The organism is uncultured Paracoccus sp., from assembly GCF_945915435.1.
Lineage (GTDB): Bacteria > Pseudomonadota > Alphaproteobacteria > Rhodobacterales > Rhodobacteraceae > Paracoccus.
In genome coordinates this window covers 17,668-42,796 of the sequence record NZ_CAMEFG010000025.1, presented here as the reverse complement: position 1 = coordinate 42,796, position 25,129 = coordinate 17,668, and the positions used below count along the sequence as shown (strand labels likewise).

The following is a 25,129-nucleotide window of genomic DNA, read 5'->3' as shown; positions in this document are numbered from 1 at the left end:
GTCTCGAAAAAAAGGGCCTGTTCACTTATATTGCGGGCCGTTCTACCTATGGCGGCGCGCCGGGCCAAGGGGCCGCGGGATCAAAGTTCTTGACGAAAGGTTACAGCAATGGCGGGAACGGTGGTGTTCGACCTCGACGGAACGCTGGCCGATACTTCGGCGGACCTGATCGCAGCGGCAAACGCATGTTTCGCGGCGCGCGGCATGGGCGCGCTGCTGGACCCGGTGGGCGATGCGCTGGTGGCCTTTCACGGCGGGCGGGCGATGCTGCGCGCGGGCTATGGGCGGATCCCCGCCGACATGATCCTGCCGCCGGGCGCCGAGGACGAGGATTTCCCTCGCCTGCTGGACCACTACGGCAGCAACATCGCGCGGCACACGCGGCTTTATCCGGGGGTCGAGGCTGCGCTGGACAGGCTGGCGCAGGCGGGCCACCGTCTGGTCGTCTGCACCAACAAGCCCGAGGCGCTGGCCCAGACCCTGCTGCGCGAGCTTGGCATCCGCGACTGCTTTGCCGCGCTGGTGGGCGCCGATACGCTGCCGGTGCGCAAGCCCGACCCCCGCCCCTATGTCGCCGCGGTCGAGGGCGCGGGCGGCCATGTCGCGCAGTCCTTCCTGGTCGGCGATACCGAAACCGACCGCAGGACCGCCGCCGCCGTGGGCGTGCGGGTCGCGCTGGTGTCCTTCGGTCCCGAGGGCGAGGCCCTGTCGCGGCTGGCCCCCGACGCGATGCTGGACCATTTCGACGCGCTGCCCGCGCTGGCGGCGGACTGGCTTGGGCAGCAGGCGTAAAAAAAAACGCCCGCGTCAACGAATTATAAAGGATTTGCTGCCAATCTGCACCTGTCGGGCGGGATATGCCCCCGTTCCGCCCGTCTCTGCCCCCGCGTCCCGGCTGGTTCCCCCTTCCAGCCGGGACGGTTCGGGGCAAATGAAAAGGCGCAGCCCCTGCAAGCGGGGACTGCGCAAAGATCAGCCGCCTTGCGGTCGGCAGGCTATTCGGCCTGGCTTGCGGGTTTTGCGTTCAGCAGGCCGTATTGCTGCGCGCCGATGGTGTCATGCAGCTCAAGCTGGGTTTCAAGGAAGTCGATATGGCCTTCCTCATCGGCGATAAGATCCTCGAACAGCGCCTTGCTGACGTAATCGCCCACCTTTTCGCAGTGATCGCGCGCCTCGATGTAAAGGGTGCGGGCATCATGTTCGCCCGCCAGATCCGCCTCGAGCGTTTCCTTGAGGTTCTGCCCGATGCGCAGCGGGTCCAGCTTTTGCAGATTCGGATGGCCTTCCAGAAAGATGATGCGCTGGATCAGCCGGTCGGCGTGATGCATTTCCTCGATGGATTCGGCGCGGGACTTGTCGGCGACATGGCCGTAACCCCAATCTTCCTGAAGGCGGTAATGCAGCCAATACTGGCTGACGGCGGTCAGTTCAGACCGCAGCGCTGCGTTCAGGTATTCGATAACCTTTGCGTCGCCCTTCATGAACGGTTCCTTTGTTTCTGGTGCGCAATCCGCGCAGGTTCGCGGGAACCCCCAGATTATCGCTGCTGCGCATGGTGTCCAGAAACAAAGGCATGCAACCGCCGCAATCGGCGCGCTTGCCAAGGGCGTGGTAGATCTTGCCGGGCGTGATGATCGTCTCGGGGTCGGCGGAACGCATCCAGTCGATGGCCGCCCGGATTTCGGTATCGGTGATCTGAGTGCAATGACAGACGATCATGGCGTTCCCCCTGCTTGCAGATGACTTAGTGAAAAGATCGGGATTCGTAAAGACCCAGTGTTTCACTCTGCCAAATATGTGATCTTGCAACTTCGCCTGCGCCGACCGACAACCCGGACATGAAGCTGGACGATTTCGACTTTGACCTGCCCGAAGGGCTGATCGCGACGCGGCCCGCGCGGCCGCGCAGTTCCGCGCGCCTGCTGGTCAGCGACGGCGGGCGGCTGTCGGACCGCCATGTCCGCGACCTGCCGCAGATCCTGCGGCCCGGCGATCTGCTGGTGCTGAACGACACACGCGTCATCCCCGCCCGCCTGGCCGGGCAGCGCCACCGCCGGACCCCGCAGGGCGAGGCCGTGGCGAAGGTCGAGGTCACCTTGCTGGAACCCCGCCCCGACGGCTGCTGGCGCGCGCTGGCCAAGCCCCTGCGCAAGCTGAAACCCGGCGAGGCGATTCGCTTCTCGGACCGGCTCTGGGCCACGGTCACGCAGATCCTGGAGGGCGAACTTGAACTGCGGCTGGAAACCTCGGGCGATTCGATCGAGGATGAACTGGCCCGCACCGGCGCGATGCCCCTGCCCCCCTATATCGCCGCGTTGCGCGCGCCCGACGCGCAGGACCGCACCGATTACCAGACCGTCTGGGCGAAACGCTCGGGCGCGGTGGCCGCGCCGACCGCCAGCCTGCATTTCGACCAGCAGGTGCTGGACGCGCTGCACCAAAGAGGGGTCGAGTTCGTCCATGTCACACTGCATGTCGGCGCGGGCACCTTCCTGCCGGTCAAGGTCCGGGACGTCACCACCCACAAGATGCATGCCGAATGGGGCGAGGTCACGGCGCAGGCCGCCGCCACCATCAATGCCGCCAGGGCCGCCGGCCGCCGCGTGATCCCGGTCGGCACCACCGCGCTGCGGCTGATCGAATCCGCGGCGGACGAAACCGGCCATGTGCGGGAATTTTCCGGCGTTACCGAAATCTTCATATATCCCGGTTATCGTTTCCGGGTGACCGATGCGCTGATGACCAATTTCCACCTGCCCAAATCGACCCTGCTGATGCTGGTCAGCGCCCTTCTGGGCCAGGACCGCGTGCGCGACGCCTATCGACACGCCGTCGATTCGGGCTATCGTTTCTTCAGCTATGGCGATGCGTCGCTGTTGATACCTTAAGGCCCCGCCATGCTCACGATCCTGCGCACGACCTGGCCGCTTCTGCTTGGCATCATGTTGCTGATGGTCGGCAACGGCATGCAGGGCACCCTGCTGGGTATCCGCGGCAGTATCGAGGGCATCCCGACCGCCGAGATGTCCTATGTCATGGCCGCCTATTTCGCGGGCTTCCTGCTGGGCAGCCGCACCGTGCCGGACCTGATCCAGCGGGTCGGCCACGTCCGCGTCTTTGCCGCCCTGGCCTCGGTGATCTCGGCGGTGCTGATCCTTTATGCGACCGTGCCGCACTGGATGTTCTGGGCGTTGCTGCGCTTTACCATCGGCTATTGCTTCTCCGGCGTCTACATCACCGCCGAAAGCTGGCTGAACGCAGGCTCGACGAACGAAAACCGCGGCCAGGCGCTGTCGCTTTACATGATCATGCAGATGCTGGGCATCATCTGCGCGCAAATGCTGCTGAACGTCGCCGATCCGGCGGGCTACATGCTGTTCGTCATCCCCTCGGTGCTGGTGTCGATGGCCTTCCTGCCGATCCTGCTGTCGCAGCAGCCCGCGCCGCAATTCGCCTCGATCCAGCGGATGACCTTCGGGCGGCTCTTGCGCATCTCTCCGCTTGGCTGCGTGGGCATCTTCCTGATCGGGGGCGTGTTTTCCGCGATCTTCGGCATGGCCTCGGTCTGGGGCGGGGTCGCGGGGCTTTCCGTGCGCGAGATCTCGGCCTTCGTCGCCGCGATCTATATCGGCGGGCTGCTGCTGCAATATCCGCTGGGATGGCTGTCCGACCGGGGCGACCGGCGCAAGATGGTGCTGGTGCTTGCCGCATGGGGCGCGGTCTGCGCGGGGCTGACGATCCTGCTGCAACCCGGCATCTGGGGCCTCTTGCTGGCCGCCGCCTGCGTGGGCGGGGTCGCCAACCCGATCTATTCGCTGCTGCTGGCCTATACGAACGACTATCTCGACCAGAAGGACATGGCGGCGGCCTCGGCGGGGTTGCTTTTCATCAACGGACTTGGCTCGATGGCCGGGCCGCTAATCACGGGCGGGCTGATGACGCTGGCCGGGCCGGACGGGTTCTGGCTGTTCATCGGGCTGCTGCTTTTCGCGCTGGCCTGTTATGCGGGCTGGCGCATGACCAAGCGCGCGATCCCCGCCCATGATCAAAGCTTCGTCGTCCTGTCGCCCGCCGCCACCACCATCGCGGTCGAGGCGGCACTGGATTCCGCAAGCTCGGACGACCCCCCGGACCCCGGCCCGCCTTCCCCTTGAACCTGCGCCGCTGCAATGCCAGCATCAGCGCAGGGAAGAAATGGGAGGCCGCGATGACCCCGCAAGAAATAAACCGCTTCTGGCTGGAAGAGGTCGGCGAGGCGGGCTGGTATATCCAGTCCGACGCCCTGGACCGGCAGGTCCGCGACCGCTTCATGGCGCTGTGGCAGGACGCCGAAAACGCCACCCGCCCCTGGCTGGACGGGGCCGAGGGCGCGCTGGCCGCATTGATCCTGACCGACCAGTTCCCGCGCAACATGTTCCGCGGCGATCCGCGGTCCTTCGCCACCGACGCGCTGGCCCGGCGCATCGCGGATCGGGCCATCGCCCAGGGCTACGACATGGCCACGCCGGAACCGCAGCGCCAGTTCTTCTACATGCCCTTCGAGCATTCCGAGGACCTCGCCGACCAGGACCGCGCCGTCGCGCTGTTTGCGCGCAACATGCCGGGCGAGAACCTGCGCCACGCCAGGCTGCATCGCGACACCATCGCCGAATTCGGGCGCTTTCCCTGGCGCAACCAGGCGCTTGGCCGCGAAAGCACCCCCGCCGAACAGGCCCTGCTGGATGCAGGCGGCTATGGGGCGCTGGTGCAGGGAACCGTCTCGCTTGATGCGCGCTGAAAAATGGTTTAACGCTCAACTATCTTTTTGAAAGGGAAATGGCGCATGGCTCAGACATTCGACATGGTGGTGATCGGCTCCGGCCCCGGCGGCTACGTCTGCGCCATCCGGGGGGCGCAACTGGGGCTGAAAGTCGCCTGTATCGAGCGCGAGCATCTGGGCGGCATCTGCCTCAACTGGGGCTGCATCCCGACCAAGGCGCTGCTGCGTTCCGCCGAGGTGTTCCACCTGATGCACCGCGCCAAGGAGTTCGGGCTGTCCGCCGACAGGATCGGCTATGACCTGAATGCGGTGGTCGAACGCTCTCGCGGGGTGTCGAAACAGCTCGCCGGCGGCGTCGGCCACCTGCTGAAAAAGAACAAGGTCACCACCATCATGGGCGAGGCGACCCTGACCGGCCCTGGCAAGATCAGCGTCAAGACCGACAAGGGGACCGAGGAAATCACCGGCAAATCCGTCGTCCTGGCCACCGGCGCCCGCGCCCGCGAACTGCCGGGGCTGGAACCCGACGGCAAGCTGGTCTGGAACTACAAACACGCGCTGAAACCCCCGCATATGCCGAAAAAGCTGCTGGTCATCGGCTCGGGCGCGATCGGCATCGAATTCGCCAGCTTCTTCAACACGCTCGGCGCCGATACAACGGTGGTCGAGGTGATGGACCGCGTCCTGCCGGTCGAGGATGCCGAGATCTCGGCGCTTGCGAAAAAGCAATTCGTCAAGCAAGGCATGAAGATCATGGAAAAGGCAACGGTCAAGAAGCTCGACCGCGCCGGAAACAAGGTCACCGCCCATATCGAAACCGGCGGCAAGACCCAGACGCATGAATTCGACACCGTGATCTCGGCGGTCGGCATCGTCGGCAACGTGGAAAACCTCGGCCTCGAAAAACTGGGCGTCAAGATTGACCGCACCCATGTCGTCACCGACGAATATTGCCGCACCGGCGTTGAAGGGCTCTATGCCATCGGCGACGTGGCGGGCGCGCCCTGGCTTGCCCACAAGGCCAGCCACGAAGGCGTCATGGTCGCAGAACTGATCGCGGGCGGAAAACCCCACCCGATCAAGCCCAACTCGGTCGCAGGCTGCACCTATTGCCACCCACAGGTCGCATCTGTCGGCCTGACCGAGGAAAAGGCCAAGGCGGCAGGATACGACATCAAGATCGGGCGCTTCCCCTTCATCGGTAACGGCAAGGCCATCGCGCTCGGCGAACCCGAAGGGCTGATCAAGACCATCTTCGACGCCAAGACGGGCGAACTTCTTGGCGCCCATATGGTCGGGGCCGAGGTGACCGAACTGATCCAGGGCTATGTCATCGGCCGCACGCTTGAAACCACCGAGGTCGAGTTGATGGAAACCATCTTCCCCCACCCCACCCTGTCCGAGATGATGCACGAAGCCACCCTCTCGGCCTATGGTCGGGCGATCCACTTCTGACCAAGGGGGGCGAAAACGCCCCCTTTCTTCATCATGAAAATACCCATGCGACGCCGCCGCCCGGTGGTGAGCAGGCCATCATCGGCCTGCCCACGACGCATCACGCCATCGGCATGCGCGCCTCGGCCATGCCCGCCAGCCAGCTCGATCCTGCCGGAATCGCCTCGTCGTTGAAATCATAGGCGGGGTGATGCAGCGCGGCGCTGTCGCCATTGCCCAGGAAAATATAGGCTCCGGGCCGTTCGTTCAGCATATAGCTGAAATCCTCGCCGGCCATGATCGGCGTCATGTTCATTTCCACCCCGCCCGCAACCGCACGCGCGACATCTGCCGCATGATCGGTCGCCTCGGCGTGGTTGACGGTAACGGGATAACCGCGCTGATAATCGACCTCGGCCCGCGCACCGAAAGCCGCCGCGACATTGATGGCCACCTGGGTGATCCGCTCTTCCAACAAGTCGCGCACATCGTTTTCAAGGCTGCGCGCGGTGCCGCGCAAAACGACCTTTTCAGGCAAGACGTTATAGGCCTGCGAATCGGTCGCGATCACGCAAACCGACACCACCCCGCTTTTCAGCGGATCGACATTGCGCGCCGCGATCGATTGCAAGGCCACGACCACCTGGGCCGCAACCAGCGCGGTGTCCACCGTGGTATGCGGTGCCGCCGCGTGACCGCCCTTTCCGGTCAGGACAATCTCGAACTGGTCCGCCGCAGCCATCACCGGCCCCTTGCGGATCGCGAATTGCCCGACCTCGATACCGGGCATATTGTGCAGTCCATAAAATTCCTGGATGCCCCAGCGCGTAACCAGCCCGTCGTCCAACATGGCCTTGCCACCCGCCCCGCCTTCCTCGGCGGGCTGAAAGATCACGATGGCGGTCCCGTCGAAATTGCGCGTCTCGGCCAGGTATTTCGCCGCACCCAGCAGCATCGACGTATGCCCGTCATGGCCGCAGGCATGCATCTTCCCCGGCACCTCCGAGGCATATTCGGCCCCGGTAACCTCCTGGATCGGCAGCGCATCCATATCCGCGCGCAGTCCGATCACCCGACCCGAACCATTCTTGCGCCCGCGGATGACACCGACCACACCGCTGCGGCCCACGCCCTGGACAACCTCATCCACGCCGAATTCATGCAGCAGCGCAGCCACGCGGGCCGAGGTGCGCGGCAGGTCATACATCAATTCGGGGTAGCGATGGAAATTGCGCCTCCAGCCGGAAATTTCGGGCAATAGTTCGGCGAATCGGTTCTTTACAGGCATGTTTCAGGCTCCTTCCCTGGCAGGTTGCGCGGTTTCGGCAGCGGGCGCAACCTGCACTCATGGTAGAAAATCAAAGGCTTGGGCCAAGTTCCAATGCCGTGCCGTCGGTAAAACGGCCAAAGCGGAACCGCGCCAGATCATGCCCCGGCGGTTGCCCCCGGATCAGATCGGCCATGACCCGGCCCACCCCCGGCCCGATACCGAAACCATGTCCCGAAAGGCCGGTCGCGACAAAGAAGCCACGGATCGGCGTCTCGTCCAGAACCGGCACCTCATCAGGCATGACGTCGATCATCCCGGCCCAGGCCCGACGCAGGCGGGGATGGCCGATCTGGGGAAAGGCGGTCTCGAAATCCTGCTGCAATCGCTTCAGCCGGGCCTGATTCGGCGGCGGATCCAGAACGCGGACCCTTTCAAAGGGCGTCACGTCACCCGCCCGCCACCGGCGCCGGGTCAGCCAGCCGTCGGGATAGTGCCGCGGCCCGACAGGGCGGATCCGCGTATGCGCCTGTTCGCGGCGCAGTTGCGGCAGATAGGTGCGAAAATATCGAAAGGCATCCGGGCCGATCCAGAAATCATGCCCCACGCCGGGCGCAAGGGTATAGCCCTTGTCCAGCCGCCTGCGCAGGGCGAAACCGCTGTCGACAATCGCCCCTTCATGAAATGCGGGCAAGGGCACGGTCGCCGCAACGGTTCCCCGCACGGCAAGCTGGGGAATCCGCAGCCCCGCATTCCGCGCGAACAGCCCCGACCAGGCGCCCCCGGCCAGCAGGACACGCGACGCGCGGACGGGTCCCGCCTCGGTCATCACGCCGGACACCTCGCCGTTCTGGATATCCAGCACACGCACAGCGCAGTTTTCGACGATCTTCACGCCCATCCCATGCGCCAGCGAGGCAAGGGCGGGAACGGCGGTCCAAGGCTCGGCCCGCGCATCCGAAGGGGTCGCCAGCCCGCCGATCCACTCGGCGGAATTGGGCAATATCGCCTGCAATTCCGCCTGCGACACCATGCGGCTGTCCAACCCATGCGCGCGGGCATGTTGCAGCCAATCCTCGTAACGGGCCAGTGACGCACCGTCCTTGGCCAGATAGGTGACACCGGTGCGCCGCAGGCCGACCTGATCCCCCAGCCTGTCCTGAAACGCCTGCCAATGACGCAACGATTCGATCATGATCGGCAATTCCGCCGGATCGCGGCCCTGCTGGCGCACCCATCCCCAGTTGCGGGAACTCTGCTCGGCCGCGATCCGCCCCTTTTCGCAGATCAGCACCTGCATACCCTGCCGCGCCAGGAAAAGCGCGGTCGCAACGCCCGCGATCCCCCCGCCGATGATGACGACGTCGCAGGCGCCAGGCAGCGGATCGGCGAAGCTGACCGGATCATCGGCCCGAATCGGCGCGCCCGGCAGGGTCATGGCATGGCCCCGCAGCAGATTCTGGCAGGCAAATTCGTGTTCATGACAGTCCTTTTGAGAACACTGAAAGGCTACCCGCTGCGCAAGGCTTTGCAACCATCAAGCGTCGCGTAATTGAAACAAAAGCTGCGTAAATATTCTGTCCAGTGCCTGGCGAGGCAGAATGACGATCATCGGCCCCTCGATCCGAAGCCCGACCGGACCGCTGACCCGGTTCGAGATGCCGTTGAATCCCGCCGGCGCAAAGGTGATTCCGTCGATCGGCCAATGCAGGCCGGTGCTGACGCCCCTGGCCTCACCCATCGGGAAGAGCGACAAGCGCAAGCCGGCCGGCAGATCCAGATCCAGGTTTTCGGGGGCACGAAAGGCGATATCCTCTGCCCCCAGAATGATCGTGGGCGGGCTGGCTTTGCGGCTGATCGTGGCAAAGGCCGCCAGGGTATGGTCAAGCCGCGCCCCGGTAAAGCCCACCGCGATCAGCAAGGGTGCATCGATCAGGCGCAGGCATTTGTCGAAATCGGAACTATCCTGTTCGACGATACGGAACAGGCGGTCCGAAGGTATGGCCCGGCGCGCCTTTTCCGAAATGCTGTCGAGATCGCCGATCACCACCTCGGGCAGAAATCCGGCAGCCAGCACATGCTCGGCCCCGCTATCGGCGGCCACGACATGGGGCGCGTGGAGGCGCGCCTGCCGCAGGTCGTCGGCACCGACTTCGCCACCGCCGACCAGCGTGACGGGCGCGGAAAATGCCGGAAGGCCCGTCATTCCTCGCGGCCGACACCGCGAAAGACGCGGCGGAACGGCAGCACCCAGATGATGCCCAGCGCGACGTAAAGCGCGAACTCGACCAGGACGGGCAAACGGCCCCAGGTGTCATAGATCCAGTTCGACAGAAACCACGCCACACCCAGGTAGACGGGCAACCCGACCAGCAGGATCACGATTGCCCAGCGTTTTCGCGTCTTCAGTTCCATCAGTCGGCGAACGGGTCGGTGACCAGGATCGTGTCGTCCCGTTCGGGGCTGGTGGACAGCAGGGCGACAGGGCACTGAATCAATTCTTCGATGCGCCGAACGTATTTGATCGCGGCGGCGGGCAGTTCGGCCCAACTACGCGCCCCTTGTGTCGATTCGGTCCAGCCCTCCATTTCCTCGTAGATCGGCCTGACACGAGCCTGCAACGCGGCGGCGGTGGGCAGGTAATCGTATCGCTTGCCGTCGATTTCATAGCCGACGCAGATTTTCAGCGTCTCGAACCCGTCCAGAACGTCCAGCTTGGTCAGGGCGATCCCGTCCACGCCCGAAATGGCGCAGGTCTGGCGCACCAGAACGGCATCGAACCACCCGCAACGGCGCTTGCGCCCCGTGACGGTGCCGAATTCCCGGCCACGCTCACCCAGCCTCTGCCCATCGGCATCGTCCAGTTCGGTCGGGAAGGGACCCGAGCCGACGCGCGTCGTATAGGCCTTCACGATCCCCAGCACGAAACCGATGGCCGACGGCCCGACGCCCGTTCCCGTGGCCGCCATACCCGACATGGTGGTCGAACTGGTGACATAAGGATAGGTGCCGAAGTCGATATCCAGCAAGCTGCCCTGCGCACCCTCGAACAGGATACGCTTGCCCGATTTCCGGGCATCGTTCATCACCTTCCAGACCGGCTGGGCAAAGGCCAGCAGCTTGGGCGCGACCTCAAGCAGCCGGGCGCGCAATTCGGTCCGGTCGACCGCCGCGGCCCCCAGGCCCTGCCGCAACGGATCGTGATGGGCCAGCAGGCGATCAAGCCTCGCGTCCAGGGTCTCCTCATCCGCCAGGTCGGCGACGCGGATGGTGCGGCGGCCGACCTTGTCCTCGTAGGCGGGACCGATGCCGCGTCCCGTCGTGCCGATCTTCGAGGCCCCTGCGGCCTCTTCCCGCAGCTTGTCCAGGTCCTGATGCAGCGGCAGGATCAGCGGCGTGTTTTCGGCAATCATCAGGTTGTCGGGACCGATGGTCACGCCCTGCGCGGCCAGCCGGTCGATCTCGGCAAAAAGCGCCCAGGGGTCCAAGACGACGCCATTGCCGATGACCGCCGTCTTGCCCTTGCGCACGATCCCCGAGGGCAACAGGGACAGTTTATAGACCTGATTGCCGATGACCAGCGTATGCCCGGCGTTATGCCCGCCCTGAAAACGCGCGATGACATCGGCACGTTCCGAGAGCCAGTCGACGATCTTGCCCTTGCCTTCGTCGCCCCATTGCGCGCCGACAACAACCACATTGGCCATATTCCACCCCTTTCAGGTCACCGATGCCGCGCACGGGTATAATAGCCAAACCCCTTGCGTAAAAGCCCAATCGCCCGCCATTTCACGACCCTGCGCATCCGTCAGTGCATCATCGGCCATCCTTTCCCACGGTTTCCACCGCCCGCTGAGGGAAGATATAGCTCGGGAATCACAACATCGGGTTAACGCAGCGCCATTTTTCGCGGGAAAATCGAGGTCTGGTTCAGCCCAGATCCCCGATCAGTTTCTCGACAGCCGCGACAGCAGCATCGGCGGCGCCCAAGCCGGGCGCCCCACCCTGCGCGCGATCCGGCCGGCCGCCACCGCCCTTGCCACCAAGCGCAACGGTCGCCGCCTGGACCAGTTGGACCGCCGAAAGCCTGTCGGTCAGATCCGGCGTCACCCCTGCCCCAACGGTCGCCTTGCCATCGGCATCGGCCAAAACCAGCACGGCACCGCTGCCAAGCCGGGTCTTGATTTCATCGACAAGCGGACCGATCTCTTTGCCGCCGACGCCCTCGACCTGGCGGACAATCAGGCTGATTCCATTGATCTCAATGGACTTTTCATCGCCGCTACCCATCGCCATCTGGCGTTTGAGCTGCGCGATCTCATTGCCCAGCGCCTTGCGTTCATCGACCAGCGCGCGCACCTTGTTGACGACATCGCCCGCCTGCGCCTTCAACAGGCCCGCGATCTCTTGCAACTCGGTATCGACGCGGCGCAACTCCTCCATCGCGGCCTGGCCGGTCAGCGCCTCGATCCGGCGGATCCCGGCGGCCGAGGCAGTTTCGGCGGTCAGCGCGAACATCCCGATATCGCCGGTGCGTGCGACATGGGTGCCGCCGCAAAGCTCGATCGAATAGGTCCGACCATTCGTCCCCTTGCCCGAACCGGGCAGTTCGCCCATCGAGACGACGCGCACCTCATCCCCGTATTTCTCGCCAAACAGGGCCTGCGCACCAATATCCCGCGCATCGTCCGGCGTCATGATCCGCGTTTCCACAGCCGAGTTCTGGCGGATGAAGTCATTCACCGTCCGCTCGACCTGCGCGATTTCATCCGCGGTCAGGGCCTTGGCATGGCTGAAATCGAACCGCAGCCGGTGCGGCGCGTTCAGGCTGCCGCGCTGCGCGACATGTTCGCCCAGAATGCCACGCAAGGCCTCGTGCAGCAGATGCGTGGCCGAATGATTCGCCCGAATCGCGCCGCGCCGGTCGTGATCAACCGACAGGACGGCGCCCTGCCCGCAGGAAATTTCGCCCAGCGTCACCTCGGCGACATGCAAAAACAGCCCCGCGACCTTTCTGGTATCGGTGACGCGCGCAGCGCCGGTTTCGGTCTTGATCAGGCCGGTATCGCCAACCTGGCCGCCCGATTCCGCATAGAACGGCGATTGGTTGACGATGATCTGGACGCAATCGCCCTGCCTTGCAGTATCGTCCGCCGCACCGTCCTTGACCAGGGCCAGGATCTGGCCTTCCGCCTCTTCGGTGTCATAGCCAAGAAATTCGGTCGCGCCGTGCCGGTCGGCCAGATCGAACCAGATCGCAGCATCCTTCGTCTCACCCGAGCCGGCCCAGGCGGCGCGCGCCTTTGCCTTCTGCTCGGCCATCGCGCTGTCGAAGCCCGCGATATCGACCCCGCGGCCCTTTTCCCGCAGCGCATCCTGCGTCAGGTCCAGCGGGAAACCATAGGTATCGTAAAGCTTGAAAGCGGCCTCGCCCGGCAGGTTGGCGCCCTCGGGCAGCTTTTCCAGCTCATCGTCCAGCAGGCGCAGGCCACGGTCGAGCGTCTGGCGGAAGCGGGTTTCCTCATGCTTCAGCGTCTCTTCGATCATCGGCTGTGCGCGGCCCAGTTCGGGATAGGCGGCGCCCATTTCGCGCACCAGGGCGGACACCAGCCGGAACATCACCGGGTCCTTGGCCCCCAGCATATGCGCATGGCGCATGGCACGGCGCATGATCCGCCGCAGGACATAGCCCCGGCCTTCGTTCGAGGGCATCACACCGTCCGCGATCAGGAACGAGGTCGAGCGCAGATGATCGGCAATCACGCGGTGGTGGATGCGGCCCGGCCCGTCGGGATCGGAACTGGTCGCATGGGCGCTGGCCTCGATGAGGCTGCGCATCAGGTCGGTGTCATAGTTGTCGTGCTTGCCCTGCAACAGGGCGCCGATACGTTCCAGCCCCATGCCGGTATCGATGGATTGCGCCGCCAGATCGCGGCGCGTGCCGTCCTCGAACTGTTCGAACTGCATGAAGACGAGGTTCCAGATCTCGATGAAACGGTCGCCGTCCTCATCCGCCGAACCCGGAGGGCCGCCCCAGATATGATCGCCGTGATCATAGAAGATCTCGGTGCAGGGACCGCATGGCCCGGTCGGACCCATCTGCCAGAAATTGTCGCTGGTCGCGATGCGGATGATGCGGTCGTCGCCAAGTCCCGCGACCTTCTTCCAGATATCGGCGGCTTCGTCGTCGGTGTGATAGACCGTGACCAGCAGCTTGTCCCTGGGAATGCCGAAGTCCTTGGTCAGAAGCTCCCACGCATAGGGGATGGCCTCGGACTTGAAATAATCGCCGAAACTGAAATTCCCCAGCATTTCAAAGAAGGTATGGTGGCGCGCGGTATAGCCGACATTGTCCAGGTCATTGTGCTTGCCGCCTGCCCGAACGCATTTCTGCGCGGTCGTCGCGCGGGTATAATCGCGGTGTTCGACCCCGGTGAACAGGTTCTTGAACTGAACCATGCCCGAATTCGTGAACATCAGGGTCGGATCGTTGCGCGGGACCAGGGGGCTGGATTCGACAACGCGGTGATCGTTGCGCTGGAAGAAATCCAGGAAAGTGGAACGAATTTCGTTCAAGCTAGGCATGTCTGGCGACCCCGCTCATGGCCATCAACGGCATGATTATGATTTGCAGGGAAACTCCTTATCCGCCCCGCCCGCCTTCGTAAAGCCGCAACCGCGCGGTTTCGCCGCCGCGCGGTCGTGCCATGCCTCATGCGCTATTCGTCCAGCAACTCGTCGCCGCCCCCTTCGGATGCCCCGAAATCGAGACCGTGGCTGGCACGGATCTTGTCCTCGATCGCATAGGCGACGTCGGGATGGTCGCGCAGGAATTGCTTGGCATTCTCACGCCCCTGGCCGATGCGCTCGTCGCCATGAGAATACCACGAGCCGGATTTCTCCACCACGCCGGCCTTGACGCCCAGATCGATCAATTCGCCCATTTTCGAGATGCCCTCGCCATACATGATGTCGAATTCGACCTGGCGGAACGGGGGGGCGACCTTGTTCTTGACGACCTTCACGCGGGTCGCGTTGCCGACGACCTCGTCACGGTCCTTGATCGCTCCGGTGCGGCGGATGTCCAGCCGCACCGAGGCATAGAATTTCAGCGCGTTGCCGCCGGAAGTGGTTTCCGGGCTGCCGAACATGACCCCGATCTTCATGCGGATCTGGTTGATGAAGATCACCATGCAATTGCTGCGCCCGATGCTGGCGGTCAGCTTGCGCATCGCCTGGCTCATCAGCCGGGCCTGCGCGCCGACCTGGGCATCACCCATGTCGCCCTCGATCTCGGACTTGGGCGTCAGCGCGGCGACCGAATCGACGACGACGATGCTGACCGCGCCCGACCGCACCAGCGTGTCCACGATCTCAAGCGCCTGCTCGCCGGTGTCGGGCTGGCTGATCAGCAATTCGTCAAGATTGACGCCCAGCTTGCGGGCATATTGGGGATCCAGCGCATGTTCGGCGTCCACAAAGGCGCAAACCCCGCCTTTTTTCTGTTCTTCCGCAATTACATGCAGGGTCAGCGTCGTCTTGCCCGAGCTTTCGGGACCATAGATCTCGATGATCCGCCCCTTGGGCAGGCCGCCGATCCCCAGCGCGATATCCAGCCCCAGCGACCCGGTCGAGGTCGCCTCGATCTCGGCCACCGGATTGTCGGCGCCCAGTTTCATGATCGAGCCTTTGCCGAATTGGCGCTCGATCTGTGCGAGTGCGCTGTCCAGCGCCTTTTGCTTGTCTGCTGTTCTCTTGTCGGTCATGTCGAAAAGCGTCGCCCCTGCCATCTGTCTTGCACCTTATTTCATACCCCCGCCGAGGGGGCAATCAGAGTTAGCGTTGAATGTTCTTATAATGTTCCATTGCGCGGCTGTCCATTGGATTGCTGCTGAATGCATGGGATTTCCTTTCCGTTACCGTCCGCCCGATCCCGGCTTCCTTCGTTCAAGCTGCCTGCCCACCATCGCCGTCAACTCGCTAAGCGAAAAGGGCTTGGCCAGGAACTCGGCGCCTTCGATCGGCGTGGTGCCATCGGCAAACAGATCCTCGGCATAGCCCGACATGAAGATGACCCCCGTGGCGGGCCGGTCGCGCAACGCGGCGCGCACCCAGCTAGGCCCGTCCAGACCCGGCATCACGACATCGGTGACGAAGACATCGACCTTCAATCGCTGGTCGGAAAGCAGTTCCAGCGCATCCTCGGCATTGGCGGTTTCGATGACGTGACAACCCTGAAGCTGCAAGGCCCGGCTGGCAAATGCGCGGACGGGAGCCTCGTCCTCGACCAGCAGGATCGTCGGTGCCTGCTCTTGCTCGGCGATGACGGAGTGGCGCATCGGCGCGGGCGCGGCCGTTTCCTCCGCATCCGCGACCTGCCCGACATGGGCGGGAAAATACAGGCTGAAGCGGCTGCCCTCGTCGATCACGCTGTCGCAAAAGATATACCCACCGGTCTGCTTGACGATGCCATAGGCGGTCGAAAGGCCAAGGCCCGTCCCCTCGCCCGTGCGCTTGGTCGAAAAGAACGGCTCGAAGATCTTGGCGACGACCTCGGGCGGGATGCCACAGCCCTCGTCCTGCACCTCGACGCAGACATAGTCGCCGACCGGCATCCGCGGCTTTCGCGCCGCTTCCGCATTCGCGATCCGCATGTTGCGCGTCGAGATCGCGATATCGCCACCGTCCGGCATCGCGTCGCGGGCATTGACGACCAGGTTGATGATGACCTGCTCAAGCTGGCGCCGGTCCGCCCGGATCATGTGCAGGTTCGGGTCGTGGTGAAAGGTCAGCACGATCCGCTCACCCACCAGCCGGTTGAGCAGATGCGTCAGATCGGCAAGGGTTTCGCGCAGGTCCAGCATCTGCAATTTCAGCGTCTGCTTGCGGGAATAGGCCAGCAACTGGCTGACAAGCGCGGCGGCGCGATTGGTGTTCTGGCTGATCTGCACCAGATCCGCATAATCGGGATCGCCCTTGTCGTGGCGCAGCATCAGCAGGTCGCAATGCCCGCTGATCGCGGTCAGCAGGTTGTTGAAATCATGCGCAACGCCGCCTGCCAACTGCCCGATCGCCTGCATCTTCTGGCTTTGGACGAATTGCGCCTCGAGCCGCTTCAGCGCATTCGCGTCGGAAAGGACGGCGATGACGCTGTCGGGTCCGTTTTTCCGCACCACGACCTGAACGAAATTCTCGGTCGCCGATCCCCTGGTCCGCAGGACCTCGGACCCCGAGGCGAGGCGCCCGGCCGAGATATCGTCGATCCAGTCGCTCAGCGACCTGCCCGGCCCCTCGAAAAGGCTGGCCAGGGGCTTGCCCTCGACCGGCTGGCCCAGCATCTCGACCGCGGCGGCATTGGCGGTGACGATACGCGACGCCCCATCCAGGATCAGGACGGCGACGGGCAGCGCCTCGCATTGCAGGTTTTGCGATTCGGGTATGGGCGCAGATATTTCCGGTTCGGTATCCTGAACCGGGGCCTGCCAAAGCTGGACGGTCGCGCCGGGGCGCCGGGACAGTTGGAACGTGCCGACCCGCTCAATCTCGGCGACCGGATTGGTCCCACGCGCAAGCTGGCTGCACAGGCTCCGCCATCGGCCATCGGCATCGGCATGGCTGCGCGCCAGCACATCCTGGATCCGGCGCCCGACCAGCTCGCCCGCATCAAGGGGGACGTGATCGTTCTGGGCGAGAATCGTCCCCTCTGCCGAAACGGCGAAGGCTGCAACGTCAAGCGCCGCCATCTGCGCCCCGATCCTTTTCAGGTCCCGCCTTTGCCGCAGCCCCCGCCGCACCGCCTCGGCCGCCGCCATTCCGGCCACGAGGTAAAGCGCGACCGCGACTGTTGCCAGCACCAGCAGCGCCCGGCCACGCGGGCTGTCGGGCGCCAGCGCCAGATACAGCGCGCCCAGCACGATCGGCAGCACCAGGAACGGAATGAGCCGCAGGGCCGAATCCGGCATATTCCTGATCGCCCTGACCATCTGCGCATACCTCTTGACCAAGCTTTCCAGGACGGGCTTACACGCCGATCCCTTAACATCCGGTTAATTCCGGCGAAGCAATGACAGATAAAAGCCGTCCGAGGCGTTCCAGGGACCGAAACTCTGCTCTTCAACCAATTCGAACGCGGGGTTGCGGTGCAGGAAAGCGGCAATCTGATCGGCATTTTCCGCTTGCAGGACCGAGCAGGTCATATAGGCCAGATGTCCGCCCGTGCAGGTAAGTTCACTTGCCTTGTCAATGATCTGCGCCTGAATCTTCGACAACTCCCGCAAACCGTCCGCAGTCAGGCGCCATTTCGCATCGGGCGTCCGGCGCCAGGTCCCCGAACCGGAACAGGGCACATCGGCCACGACCAGCCCGAAGGTGCCGGAAACCTTGCCGGGACGGGCGATATCCACCCTTGCACCGGCGCGCGCCGCACGGGCAGGCAGGTCGGCCATGCGCGACATGTCGCTGTCATGGGCCACGATCGGCCCCGCCCCACGCGCGGCCAGCGCCAGCGCCTTGCCGCCGCCACCCGCACAAAAGTCCAGCACGCTGCCCTGAACCGGCAGCGCCGCGCAGGCCAGTTGCGCCGAGAGGTCCTGCAGTTCCACGTCCCCCTCGCGATAGCTGGCCGAGGCAGCGACGCGGCGCGCGCCCTCGACCACCCGCAGGGCCGAGGGCAATTGCGGCGCAGGCAGGGCGACGATCCCGTCCTGTGCCAGCAGACGCAGGGCCTTGTCCGGCGTGGTGCGGGCCGTATTCACGCGCAGCCAGACAGGCGCGCGTTCGCGCATCTGCCGGGCCGTCGGATCGGCGCGCTCGCCCAGGGAGTCGCGCCAGAGAGGGATGAGCCAGTCGGGCAGGTCCATCGCCTCGGACGGCGACGGCGGGTTGCCCGACTGCTTTTCATCATCCGTCAGAACGGCAGGGGCGTGGCCCTGTCCGGTAAAGACCTGCGCCGGGTCCTGCCCGGTTTCGCGGCACATGCCCAGCATCAGCGCACGGCCATCCAGGCCACCGCCAAGCGCGGCGCGGGATCGCAGCTTGCGCAGGCTGTCATAGACCAGGTCGCGCACCGCGGCACGGTCGCCGGAACCGGCATAGCGGCTGGCGCGTGCCCAGCGGATCAGGGCAGGCTCGGCCGGGTCGCCGGCAAGGATGCGGTCAAGGATCTCGGACGCGGCGGCGACGCGGGCGGCGGGGGTCATGGCGGGTGCTTCTTCAACTGGGACAAGGGCCAGAAAAGCGCGGGCCGACCGAAAGTCAATCCCGCCACCGCTAGGGTCCGCGCCAGAGCGACCCGGCAGGCGCACCACCCACGGGTCCCGCCGTGCGGGCCGCGATCACCGGGCCGGGCGCGGCGGCGATCCGCCCGCGCGCACCGCCAAGCACCGCCAGCGAGCCGCCCTGCCCCTGCGGCGCCGTCCCAACGGGCGCGCCCAGCAGCGTCACCCGTTCGCGCAAGGCAGCCGCCCGCCGGGTGCCCGAGGGCAGCGCGGCGAAGCTGTTATAGGTTTCCGGCGAATCCGCCATGCCCTGAAAGCCCCGGTCGCGCAGCATCGCGCGCAGGGTGTCGAAACGCGCCAGGTAGCGATCGGCATGGACCGGCGTGCGCGAATGAAACGCCCCGGCGGCACGGCGCCAATCCCCGGTCTCAAGATAAAGCTCGCCGACGAAACGCGCCGCATAGCGGGCATTTTCCAGCGGATCGAACATATGCGTGACCGAGCGGAAATGTTCCCCGTGCCAGCGGTAATTGATCTGGAAGCACCCGATATCGACATTGGGCCGCCCCTGCGCGACCCGCCCCTGCACGAAGTCGATGGCGCTGTCCGGATCGTCGAACCAATGGCCCGCGCCTTCGGCATTCGCGCTCCAAGCCCAGGGGCGGACGATACCGTCCACGCGCCGCCCGGTTTCGGTCAGCGTCAGCGCGGCCAATATGTCGAAGGGCACCCCGGTTTCCGCCGCCGCCTGCCGCGCCGCCATTTCGCACACCTGCGCGGGCTGGCTGGCCCAGGGCCGCGCAGGCAGGGCCGTCATCAGGCAAAGGCAAAGCAGAAAGGCGCGCATTTCGGGCCACAAGCAGAATCATCCCGCAACCCTTCTACGCCCCTTTCCCTTAATTTTCGGCTAACGGCTCCTAGCCATGCCGGTAATTCGGCGCCTCTCGCGTGATCTGGACGTCGTGGACATGGCTTTCCTTCAGCCCCGCGCCGGTGATGCGGACGAATTCGCAATTCCTGCGCATCTCTTCGACCGTGGCGCAGCCGGTATAGCCCATTGCCGCCCGCAGCCCGCCGACCAGTTGGTGCAGGACCGCCGAGGCCGAGCCTTTGTAGGGCACCTGCCCCTCGATCCCCTCGGGGACCAGCTTGTCGGATGCGGCGTCCTTCTGGAAATAGCGGTCGGCCGAGCCGCGCGCCATCGCGCCAAGGCTGCCCATCCCGCGATAGGACTTGAACGAACGGCCCTGATACAGGATCACCTCGCCCGGCGATTCATCGGTGCCGGCGATGGCGCTGCCGACCATCGCACAGCTTGCGCCCGCCGCGATGGCCTTGGCGAAATCGCCCGAATACTTGATGCCGCCATCGGCGATCACGGGCACCTCGCCCGCGCCCGACACCGCGTCCATGATCGCGGTCAGTTGCGGCACGCCCACGCCCGCCACGATCCGCGTCGTGCAGATCGAGCCGGGACCGATCCCCACCTTGATCGCATCCGCCCCGGCATCGACCAGCGCCCGCGCGCCCGCCGCCGTGGCGACATTGCCGGCGACGACCTCTACGCCCGGCGCGGCCTCTTTCAGCCGCCGGACCGAGCGGGCAACGCCTTCGGAATGGCCATGCGCGGTGTCGATCACGACCAGGTCGGCGCCCGCATCGACCAGCGCAAGGCTGCGCTCGAACCCCTCGTCGCCCACGGTCGAGGCGGCGGCCACGCGCAGCCGCCCCAGGTCGTCCTTGCAGGCGATGGGGTTGAGGACGGACATCTTGGTGTCCTTCAGCGTCAGCAGGCCGGTCAGCTTGCCCTGGTCGTCGGTGATCAGCAGTTTCTCGATCCGGCGGGCCTTCATCAGGCTGATCGCCTCGGCCCGGTCGGCAGGCTCGTGCAGGATGGCGAGGTTTTCCGAGGTCATCATCACGCTGACCGGGGTGCGGTCGTCGCTGGCAAAGCGCATGTCGCGGTTGGTCACGATCCCCACGACGCGGTCCCGGTCGTCCACCACCGGAAAGCCCGAGACGCTGTAGCGTTCCTGAAGCGCCTTGGCATCGGCCAGCGTCTGGTCGGCGCGCAGAGTAACGGGGTTGTAGACGATGCCGGATTCGAAACGCTTGACGCGGCGGACCTCGTCAGCCTGCTGGTCGGGCGTCAGGTTGCGGTGGATCACGCCGATTCCGCCCGCCTGCGCCAGCGCGATCGCCATGCGGCTTTCGGTGACCGTGTCCATCGCCGAGGAAAGCAGCGGGATGTTCATCCTGATCCGGCGCGTGACATATGTGGCCACATCCGCCGTCGAGGGCATCACCGAGGACGCCGCGGGAACAAGAAGAACGTCGTCGAAGGTCAGCGCCTCACGAATCTGCATGGATCCATCCTATCAGGGGTTCGTTTGGCAGTTTCCCATTCCACGCGCGCGCACAAATGTCCAGTGCCAGGCGCGCATGGCCGCCATCTTTCGGCAACCCGCAAAGTTGCGCCAGCGCAACGAAACGCGCCCTTTGCGGTGCCAAATCCATCCATACGCCACGTCACGGCAACGGCGCGATTGACCGGCGATCAACTCTGGATCACGCTTTATTCAGGCGTCCCGCAACGGACGAAGCAGGGAGGTAGGAAAAATGAAAACAGCATTGACCGCCATCGGCACGCTCGCGCTTGGCGCCAGCCAGGCCCTCGCAGGCGGGATCGAGCGCGCGCCGCAATCGCTTGCCATCCTGTTCGAGGAAGGCAATTACGCCGAGCTGAGCTTTGGCGGCGCATCGCCCAAGATCGAGGGGCGCGACATCATGGGCGTTGCGACCGGGGACGTCGCATCGGGCTATGGCTTCTTCGGGCTGGCCTACAAGCACCAGTTCAACGACAACCTTTCGGGCGCGTTCATCGTCGAGCAGCCCTTTGGCGCGGATATCCGATACCCGGACGGCCCCCCTGCCGGCAGCGGCTCGCCCGTGGTGGGGGGCACGCTGGTCAGCATCGATTCCGTCAGCTACACGGCGCTGCTGCGCTACAAGTTCGAGAACAATTTCTCGGTCCACGGCGGATTGCGCGGCTCGCGCGCCAGCGGCAACGTGTCCCTGCGCGGTGCGGGCTATGCAAATTCCGCCGGATACGACCTGGACATCGACGGCACCTGGGGGCTGGGCTGGGTCGCCGGCGTCGCCTATGAGATCCCCGATATCGCGGCGCGCGTCTCGCTGACCTACAACTCGCCCATCGACCACGACTTCGGCATGACCGAAAGCGGCGGGCTGCTGGCGGCGACGGGGCAAGGCACCGTCCACGGCAAGCACGAGGTCCGCACCCCCCGAAGCTGGACGCTGGAAGGCCAGACCGGGGTGGCCGAGGATACGCTGGTCTTCGGCTCGATCCGCTGGGTCAAGTGGTCCGAATTCGTGGTCGAGAACGCGCATTTCCCGATCAACCCCGACCGTTTCCCCGTTCCGCCCGGAACCGATGTGCCGCTGGTCGAGTTGCAGGACACCACGACCTATACCCTCGGCGTCGGCCGCAAGTTCACGGAAAACTGGTCGGGTTCGGCATCCTTCGTCTATGAACCCAGCGAGGGGCGGCATTCCTCGCCGCTTGCCCCGCATAACGGACGCAAGGGGGTCACGCTGGCCGCGATCTATACCCGCGACAACATGAAGATCACCACCGGCATCAACTACAGCAAGCTGGGCGATGCGCGCCTGGGGGTCGGCCAGCGCGGCGACGACAACAAGAACCATGTCGGCGACATGGACAAGGGCTATGTCTGGGGTGTGGGCGTGCGCGTCGGCTATTCCTTCTGATCCTTGCGGATAGGGCCAAGGCCCCGGCAGGTCCGGGGCCTTTTCATTTGCGCGCTTCCCGCCTGCCGGAAGCGCCGCATGGGTATTTTCATGATGAAGAAGAGCTGGCGCCGAGCGCAAGGACCAGCGCGGTGAAATCTTCGCCGCGTTTTTCGAAATCGGGATATTGGTCGAAACTGGCGGCGGCGGGGGCAAGCAGGACGGTTTCGCCCGGCTGCGCCTCGGCATGGGCGCGGGCGACGGCCTGATCCATCGTCTCGACCACTTCATGGGGGGTCTGGCCCATCTGCAGGGCGAAGTCGCGGGCCGAATGGCCGATCAGATAGGCTTTGACGACGCGGTCCAGATGCGGCTGCAATGCGGCGATCCCGCCTTCCTTGCCCATGCCGCCCGCGATCCAGCGGATGCGCTGGAAGGCTTGCAGCGCCTTGGCCGCACTGTCGGTATTGGTGGCCTTGCTGTCGTTGACCCAGCGCACACCCCCGATCTCGGCCACGGTCTGGCTGCGATGCGGCAGTCCGGCGAAGCTGTGGAAGGCATCCTCGATCTGGCGCGGGGCAAGGCCCACGGCGCGGCAGGCGGCATAGGCGGCGCAGGCGTTCTGATGGTTGTGTTCGCCCGGCAGGCCGATGACGGCGCGCAGGTCGATGGATGCCACCTGCCGTCCCTTGCGATATTCCGCGAGGTATCCCTTGCGCGCAAAGACCGACCAGCCGAACCGTTCCAGCTTTTGCCCCGCCGAGATGCGGATCACCCGGTCGTCCTGCGGCCCGAAGGAAAGCTGGCCTGCCAGATAGCGCCCCTCGGTCTCGTCCACGCCGATGATGGCGCGGTCGGGCCCGCCCTCGGCGAACAGCCTGCGCTTGGCCGCGAAATAGCCGCCCATGCCCCCGTGCCGGTCCAGGTGGTCGGGCGAGAGATTGGTGAACACCGCCACATCCGGCGTCAGCGAGCGGGCGAGGTCGGTCTGGTAGCTGGACAGTTCCAGCACGATCACCTCGGCATCAGCGGGCGGTTCCAGCGACAGGACGCCGGTGCCGATGTTGCCGCCCATCTGGGTGGGGCGGCCCGCCTGTTCCAGGATATGGTGGATCAGCGCCGTCACCGTCGATTTTCCGTTCGAGCCGGTCACCGCGATCACGCGCGGCACCGTGTCGAACCGCCCCCAGTCCATCGTGGCAAAGCTGCGGAAGAACAGGCCGATGTCGTTGTCGACCGGCACGCCCAGATCGAGGGCCATCGCGATGGCAGGGTGGGGCTGCGGAAAAAGATGGGGGATGCCGGGGCTGGTGATGAGAGCAGAGATGCCTTCCCACGACTGGGGCCGGGTCAGGTCGCGCAACTCGATCCCCTCGGCCTCGGCCCGCGCGCGGGTGTCGGCGCCGTCGTCCCAGGCGACGACCCGCGCGCCGCCTTCGCGCAACGCGGCAACCGTCGCCCGGCCCGAGCGGCCAAGGCCGAGAACGGCGATGATCTGGTTTTCGACGCCCTGGACGGGGATCATGATTGCACCTGATGCTGGCCTTTGTCGGGCATTGGATAGGACAGAAAAAGACCCCCGAAAAGGGGGTCTGCGCTTACCTGATCTTCAGCGTCGCCAGCCCGATCAGCGCCAGGATCAGCGCGATGATCCAGAAGCGGATGACGATCTGGGCCTCGCCCCAACCCTTCTTCTCGAAATGGTGGTGGATCGGGGCCATCAGGAAGACACGCTTGCCGGTGCGCTTGAAATAGAGGACCTGGATGATGACGGACAGTGCCTCGACGACGAAAAGCCCGCCGACGATGGCCAGCACGATCTCGTGCTTGGTCGCGACCGCAATGGCACCCAGCGCGCCGCCAAGGGCAAGGCTGCCGGTATCGCCCATGAAGACCGCCGCCGGGGGCGCGTTATACCACAGAAAGCCCAGACCTCCGCCGATCAGGGCGGCGACGAAGACGGCAAGTTCGCCCGTGCCGGGGGTGAAATGGACGCCGAGGTAATTGGCGAAATTCGCGTTGCCGACCATATAGGCGATCACCGCGAAGGTCGCCGCCGCGATCATCACGGGCATGATCGCCAGCCCGTCCAGCCCGTCGGTCAGGTTCACCGCATTGGCCGCCCCCACGATCACCACCATGCCGAAGGGGATGTAGAACCAGCCCAGGTTGATCAGCACATCCTTGAGGAAGGGCACCGCAAGCTGGCCGGTCAGCGCGGCGGGATGCATGACATAGGCCGCCGCCGCCGCCAGAATGGCGATGACGATCCCGATCAGCATCCGCACCCGGCCCGACAGGCCCGCGTGATGCTGCTTGGTGACCTTGGCGTAGTCGTCGGCGAAACCGACCGCAGCGAAGCCCAGCGTGACCAGCAGCACCATCCAGACATAGCCGTTGTCCAGCCGCGCCCAGAGAAGCGTGCCCACGGTCAGCGCCGCAAGGATCAGCAGGCCGCCCATCGTCGGTGTGCCGGCCTTGACGAAATGGTTCTGCGGGCCGTCGTCGCGGATCGGCTGGCCGCGCTTTTGCTTGCGCCGCAGCAGGTCGATCATCGGACGGCCAAAGATGAAACCGAAGATCAGGGCGGTGAAGAACGCCCCTCCGGCGCGAAAGGTGATGTATCGAAACAGGTTGAAGACGTCGCCGCCGTCGGACAGGCTGGTCAGCCAGTAAAGCATC

The 25,129-nt window shown here is 65.0% G+C and carries 21 protein-coding genes; 6 read left to right on the top strand and 15 right to left on the bottom strand.

The window, feature by feature from the left end; genetic code table 11:
• The first annotated feature begins 108 nt into the window (after positions 1 to 108).
• Positions 109 to 792, top strand: coding sequence for an HAD hydrolase-like protein (locus Q0O97_RS10060; protein WP_294928268.1), 684 nt, complete (start codon positions 109 to 111; stop codon positions 790 to 792).
• Positions 793 to 995: 203 nt separating this feature from the next.
• On the opposite strand, the gene bfr is transcribed toward Q0O97_RS10060, so the two are convergent.
• Together bfr and Q0O97_RS10050 are read right to left on the bottom strand one after the other, a co-directional pair.
• Complete coding sequence (gene bfr / locus Q0O97_RS10055) at positions 996 to 1,481, bottom strand: bacterioferritin (protein WP_294928265.1); 486 nt, start codon at positions 1,479 to 1,481, stop codon at positions 996 to 998.
• Complete coding sequence (locus Q0O97_RS10050) at positions 1,429 to 1,719, bottom strand: (2Fe-2S)-binding protein (protein WP_294928262.1); 291 nt, start codon at positions 1,717 to 1,719, stop codon at positions 1,429 to 1,431. The genes bfr and Q0O97_RS10050 overlap by 53 nt, the downstream gene beginning before the upstream one ends.
• Before the next feature lie 119 nt (positions 1,720 to 1,838).
• On the opposite strand from Q0O97_RS10050, the gene queA reads away from it, so the two are divergent.
• The 4 genes from queA to lpdA are packed head-to-tail and all read left to right on the top strand — an operon-like array spanning position 1,839 to position 6,214.
• Positions 1,839 to 2,888, top strand: coding sequence for a tRNA preQ1(34) S-adenosylmethionine ribosyltransferase-isomerase QueA (gene queA / locus Q0O97_RS10045; RefSeq protein ID WP_294928259.1), 1,050 nt, complete (start codon positions 1,839 to 1,841; stop codon positions 2,886 to 2,888).
• Between the two features lie 9 nt (positions 2,889 to 2,897).
• On the top strand, positions 2,898 to 4,154 hold the full coding sequence (locus tag Q0O97_RS10040) for an MFS transporter (protein ID WP_294928255.1): 1,257 nt from the start codon (positions 2,898 to 2,900) through the stop codon (positions 4,152 to 4,154).
• Between the two features lie 53 nt (positions 4,155 to 4,207).
• Positions 4,208 to 4,777: a DUF924 family protein gene (locus Q0O97_RS10035; RefSeq protein ID WP_294928252.1), complete on the top strand. Its 570-nt coding sequence runs from the start codon at positions 4,208 to 4,210 to the stop codon at positions 4,775 to 4,777.
• Positions 4,778 to 4,822: 45 nt separating this feature from the next.
• Positions 4,823 to 6,214, top strand: coding sequence for a dihydrolipoyl dehydrogenase (gene lpdA, locus Q0O97_RS10030; RefSeq protein WP_294928249.1), 1,392 nt, complete (start codon positions 4,823 to 4,825; stop codon positions 6,212 to 6,214).
• A gap of 100 nt (positions 6,215 to 6,314) precedes the next feature.
• On the opposite strand, the gene Q0O97_RS10025 is transcribed toward lpdA, so the two are convergent.
• The 11 genes from Q0O97_RS10025 to guaB form a co-directional block, all read right to left on the bottom strand.
• A complete protein-coding gene (locus Q0O97_RS10025; protein ID WP_294928246.1) occupies positions 6,315 to 7,481 on the bottom strand; it encodes a M20 aminoacylase family protein in 1,167 nt (388 codons plus the stop codon).
• Positions 7,482 to 7,551: 70 nt separating this feature from the next.
• On the bottom strand, positions 7,552 to 8,898 hold the full coding sequence (locus Q0O97_RS10020) for an FAD-binding oxidoreductase (RefSeq protein ID WP_294928243.1): 1,347 nt from the start codon (positions 8,896 to 8,898) through the stop codon (positions 7,552 to 7,554).
• A gap of 99 nt (positions 8,899 to 8,997) precedes the next feature.
• Positions 8,998 to 9,666, bottom strand: coding sequence for a thiamine diphosphokinase (locus tag Q0O97_RS10015; protein ID WP_294928240.1), 669 nt, complete (start codon positions 9,664 to 9,666; stop codon positions 8,998 to 9,000).
• On the bottom strand, positions 9,663 to 9,875 hold the full coding sequence (locus Q0O97_RS10010) for a DUF2842 domain-containing protein (protein ID WP_294928237.1): 213 nt from the start codon (positions 9,873 to 9,875) through the stop codon (positions 9,663 to 9,665). Before Q0O97_RS10010 ends, Q0O97_RS10015 begins: the two co-directional genes overlap by 4 nt.
• The gene (locus Q0O97_RS10005; RefSeq protein WP_294928234.1) at positions 9,875 to 11,167 is read right to left on the bottom strand and encodes an adenylosuccinate synthase; all 1,293 of its coding nucleotides are present in this window, start codon (positions 11,165 to 11,167) and stop codon (positions 9,875 to 9,877) included. Before Q0O97_RS10005 ends, Q0O97_RS10010 begins: the two co-directional genes overlap by 1 nt.
• A gap of 223 nt (positions 11,168 to 11,390) precedes the next feature.
• Complete coding sequence (gene alaS / locus Q0O97_RS10000; RefSeq protein WP_294928231.1) at positions 11,391 to 14,045, bottom strand: alanine--tRNA ligase; 2,655 nt, start codon at positions 14,043 to 14,045, stop codon at positions 11,391 to 11,393.
• Positions 14,046 to 14,179: 134 nt separating this feature from the next.
• Entirely contained in the window at positions 14,180 to 15,250 is a 1,071-nt protein-coding gene (gene recA, locus Q0O97_RS09995) for a recombinase RecA (protein ID WP_294928228.1), read from the bottom strand.
• A 126-nt stretch (positions 15,251 to 15,376) separates the two neighbouring features.
• On the bottom strand, positions 15,377 to 17,422 hold the full coding sequence (locus Q0O97_RS09990; RefSeq protein WP_294928225.1) for an ATP-binding protein: 2,046 nt from the start codon (positions 17,420 to 17,422) through the stop codon (positions 15,377 to 15,379).
• Positions 17,423 to 17,506: 84 nt separating this feature from the next.
• The gene (locus Q0O97_RS09985; protein WP_294928223.1) at positions 17,507 to 18,658 is read right to left on the bottom strand and encodes an RsmB/NOP family class I SAM-dependent RNA methyltransferase; all 1,152 of its coding nucleotides are present in this window, start codon (positions 18,656 to 18,658) and stop codon (positions 17,507 to 17,509) included.
• 70 nt (positions 18,659 to 18,728) lie between these two features.
• Positions 18,729 to 19,523, bottom strand: a complete 795-nt coding sequence (locus Q0O97_RS09980; protein ID WP_294928221.1) for a hypothetical protein — start codon at positions 19,521 to 19,523, stop codon at positions 18,729 to 18,731.
• 70 nt (positions 19,524 to 19,593) lie between these two features.
• Positions 19,594 to 21,042 carry an IMP dehydrogenase gene (gene guaB, locus Q0O97_RS09975; RefSeq protein WP_294928218.1) on the bottom strand — a complete coding sequence of 483 codons (1,449 nt, stop codon included), beginning with the start codon at positions 21,040 to 21,042 and terminating at the stop codon, positions 19,594 to 19,596.
• 253 nt (positions 21,043 to 21,295) lie between these two features.
• Here guaB and Q0O97_RS09970 point away from each other — a divergent pair, with 253 nt between their 5' ends.
• Entirely contained in the window at positions 21,296 to 22,468 is a 1,173-nt protein-coding gene (locus Q0O97_RS09970) for an outer membrane protein transport protein (RefSeq protein ID WP_294928215.1), read from the top strand.
• Between the two features lie 88 nt (positions 22,469 to 22,556).
• On the opposite strand, the gene murD is transcribed toward Q0O97_RS09970, so the two are convergent.
• Complete coding sequence (gene murD, locus Q0O97_RS09965) at positions 22,557 to 23,972, bottom strand: UDP-N-acetylmuramoyl-L-alanine--D-glutamate ligase (RefSeq protein WP_294928212.1); 1,416 nt, start codon at positions 23,970 to 23,972, stop codon at positions 22,557 to 22,559.
• Between the two features lie 73 nt (positions 23,973 to 24,045).
• The gene (gene mraY, locus Q0O97_RS09960; RefSeq protein ID WP_294928209.1) at positions 24,046 to 25,128 is read right to left on the bottom strand and encodes a phospho-N-acetylmuramoyl-pentapeptide-transferase; all 1,083 of its coding nucleotides are present in this window, start codon (positions 25,126 to 25,128) and stop codon (positions 24,046 to 24,048) included.
• Position 25,129: the final 1 nt, after the last annotated feature.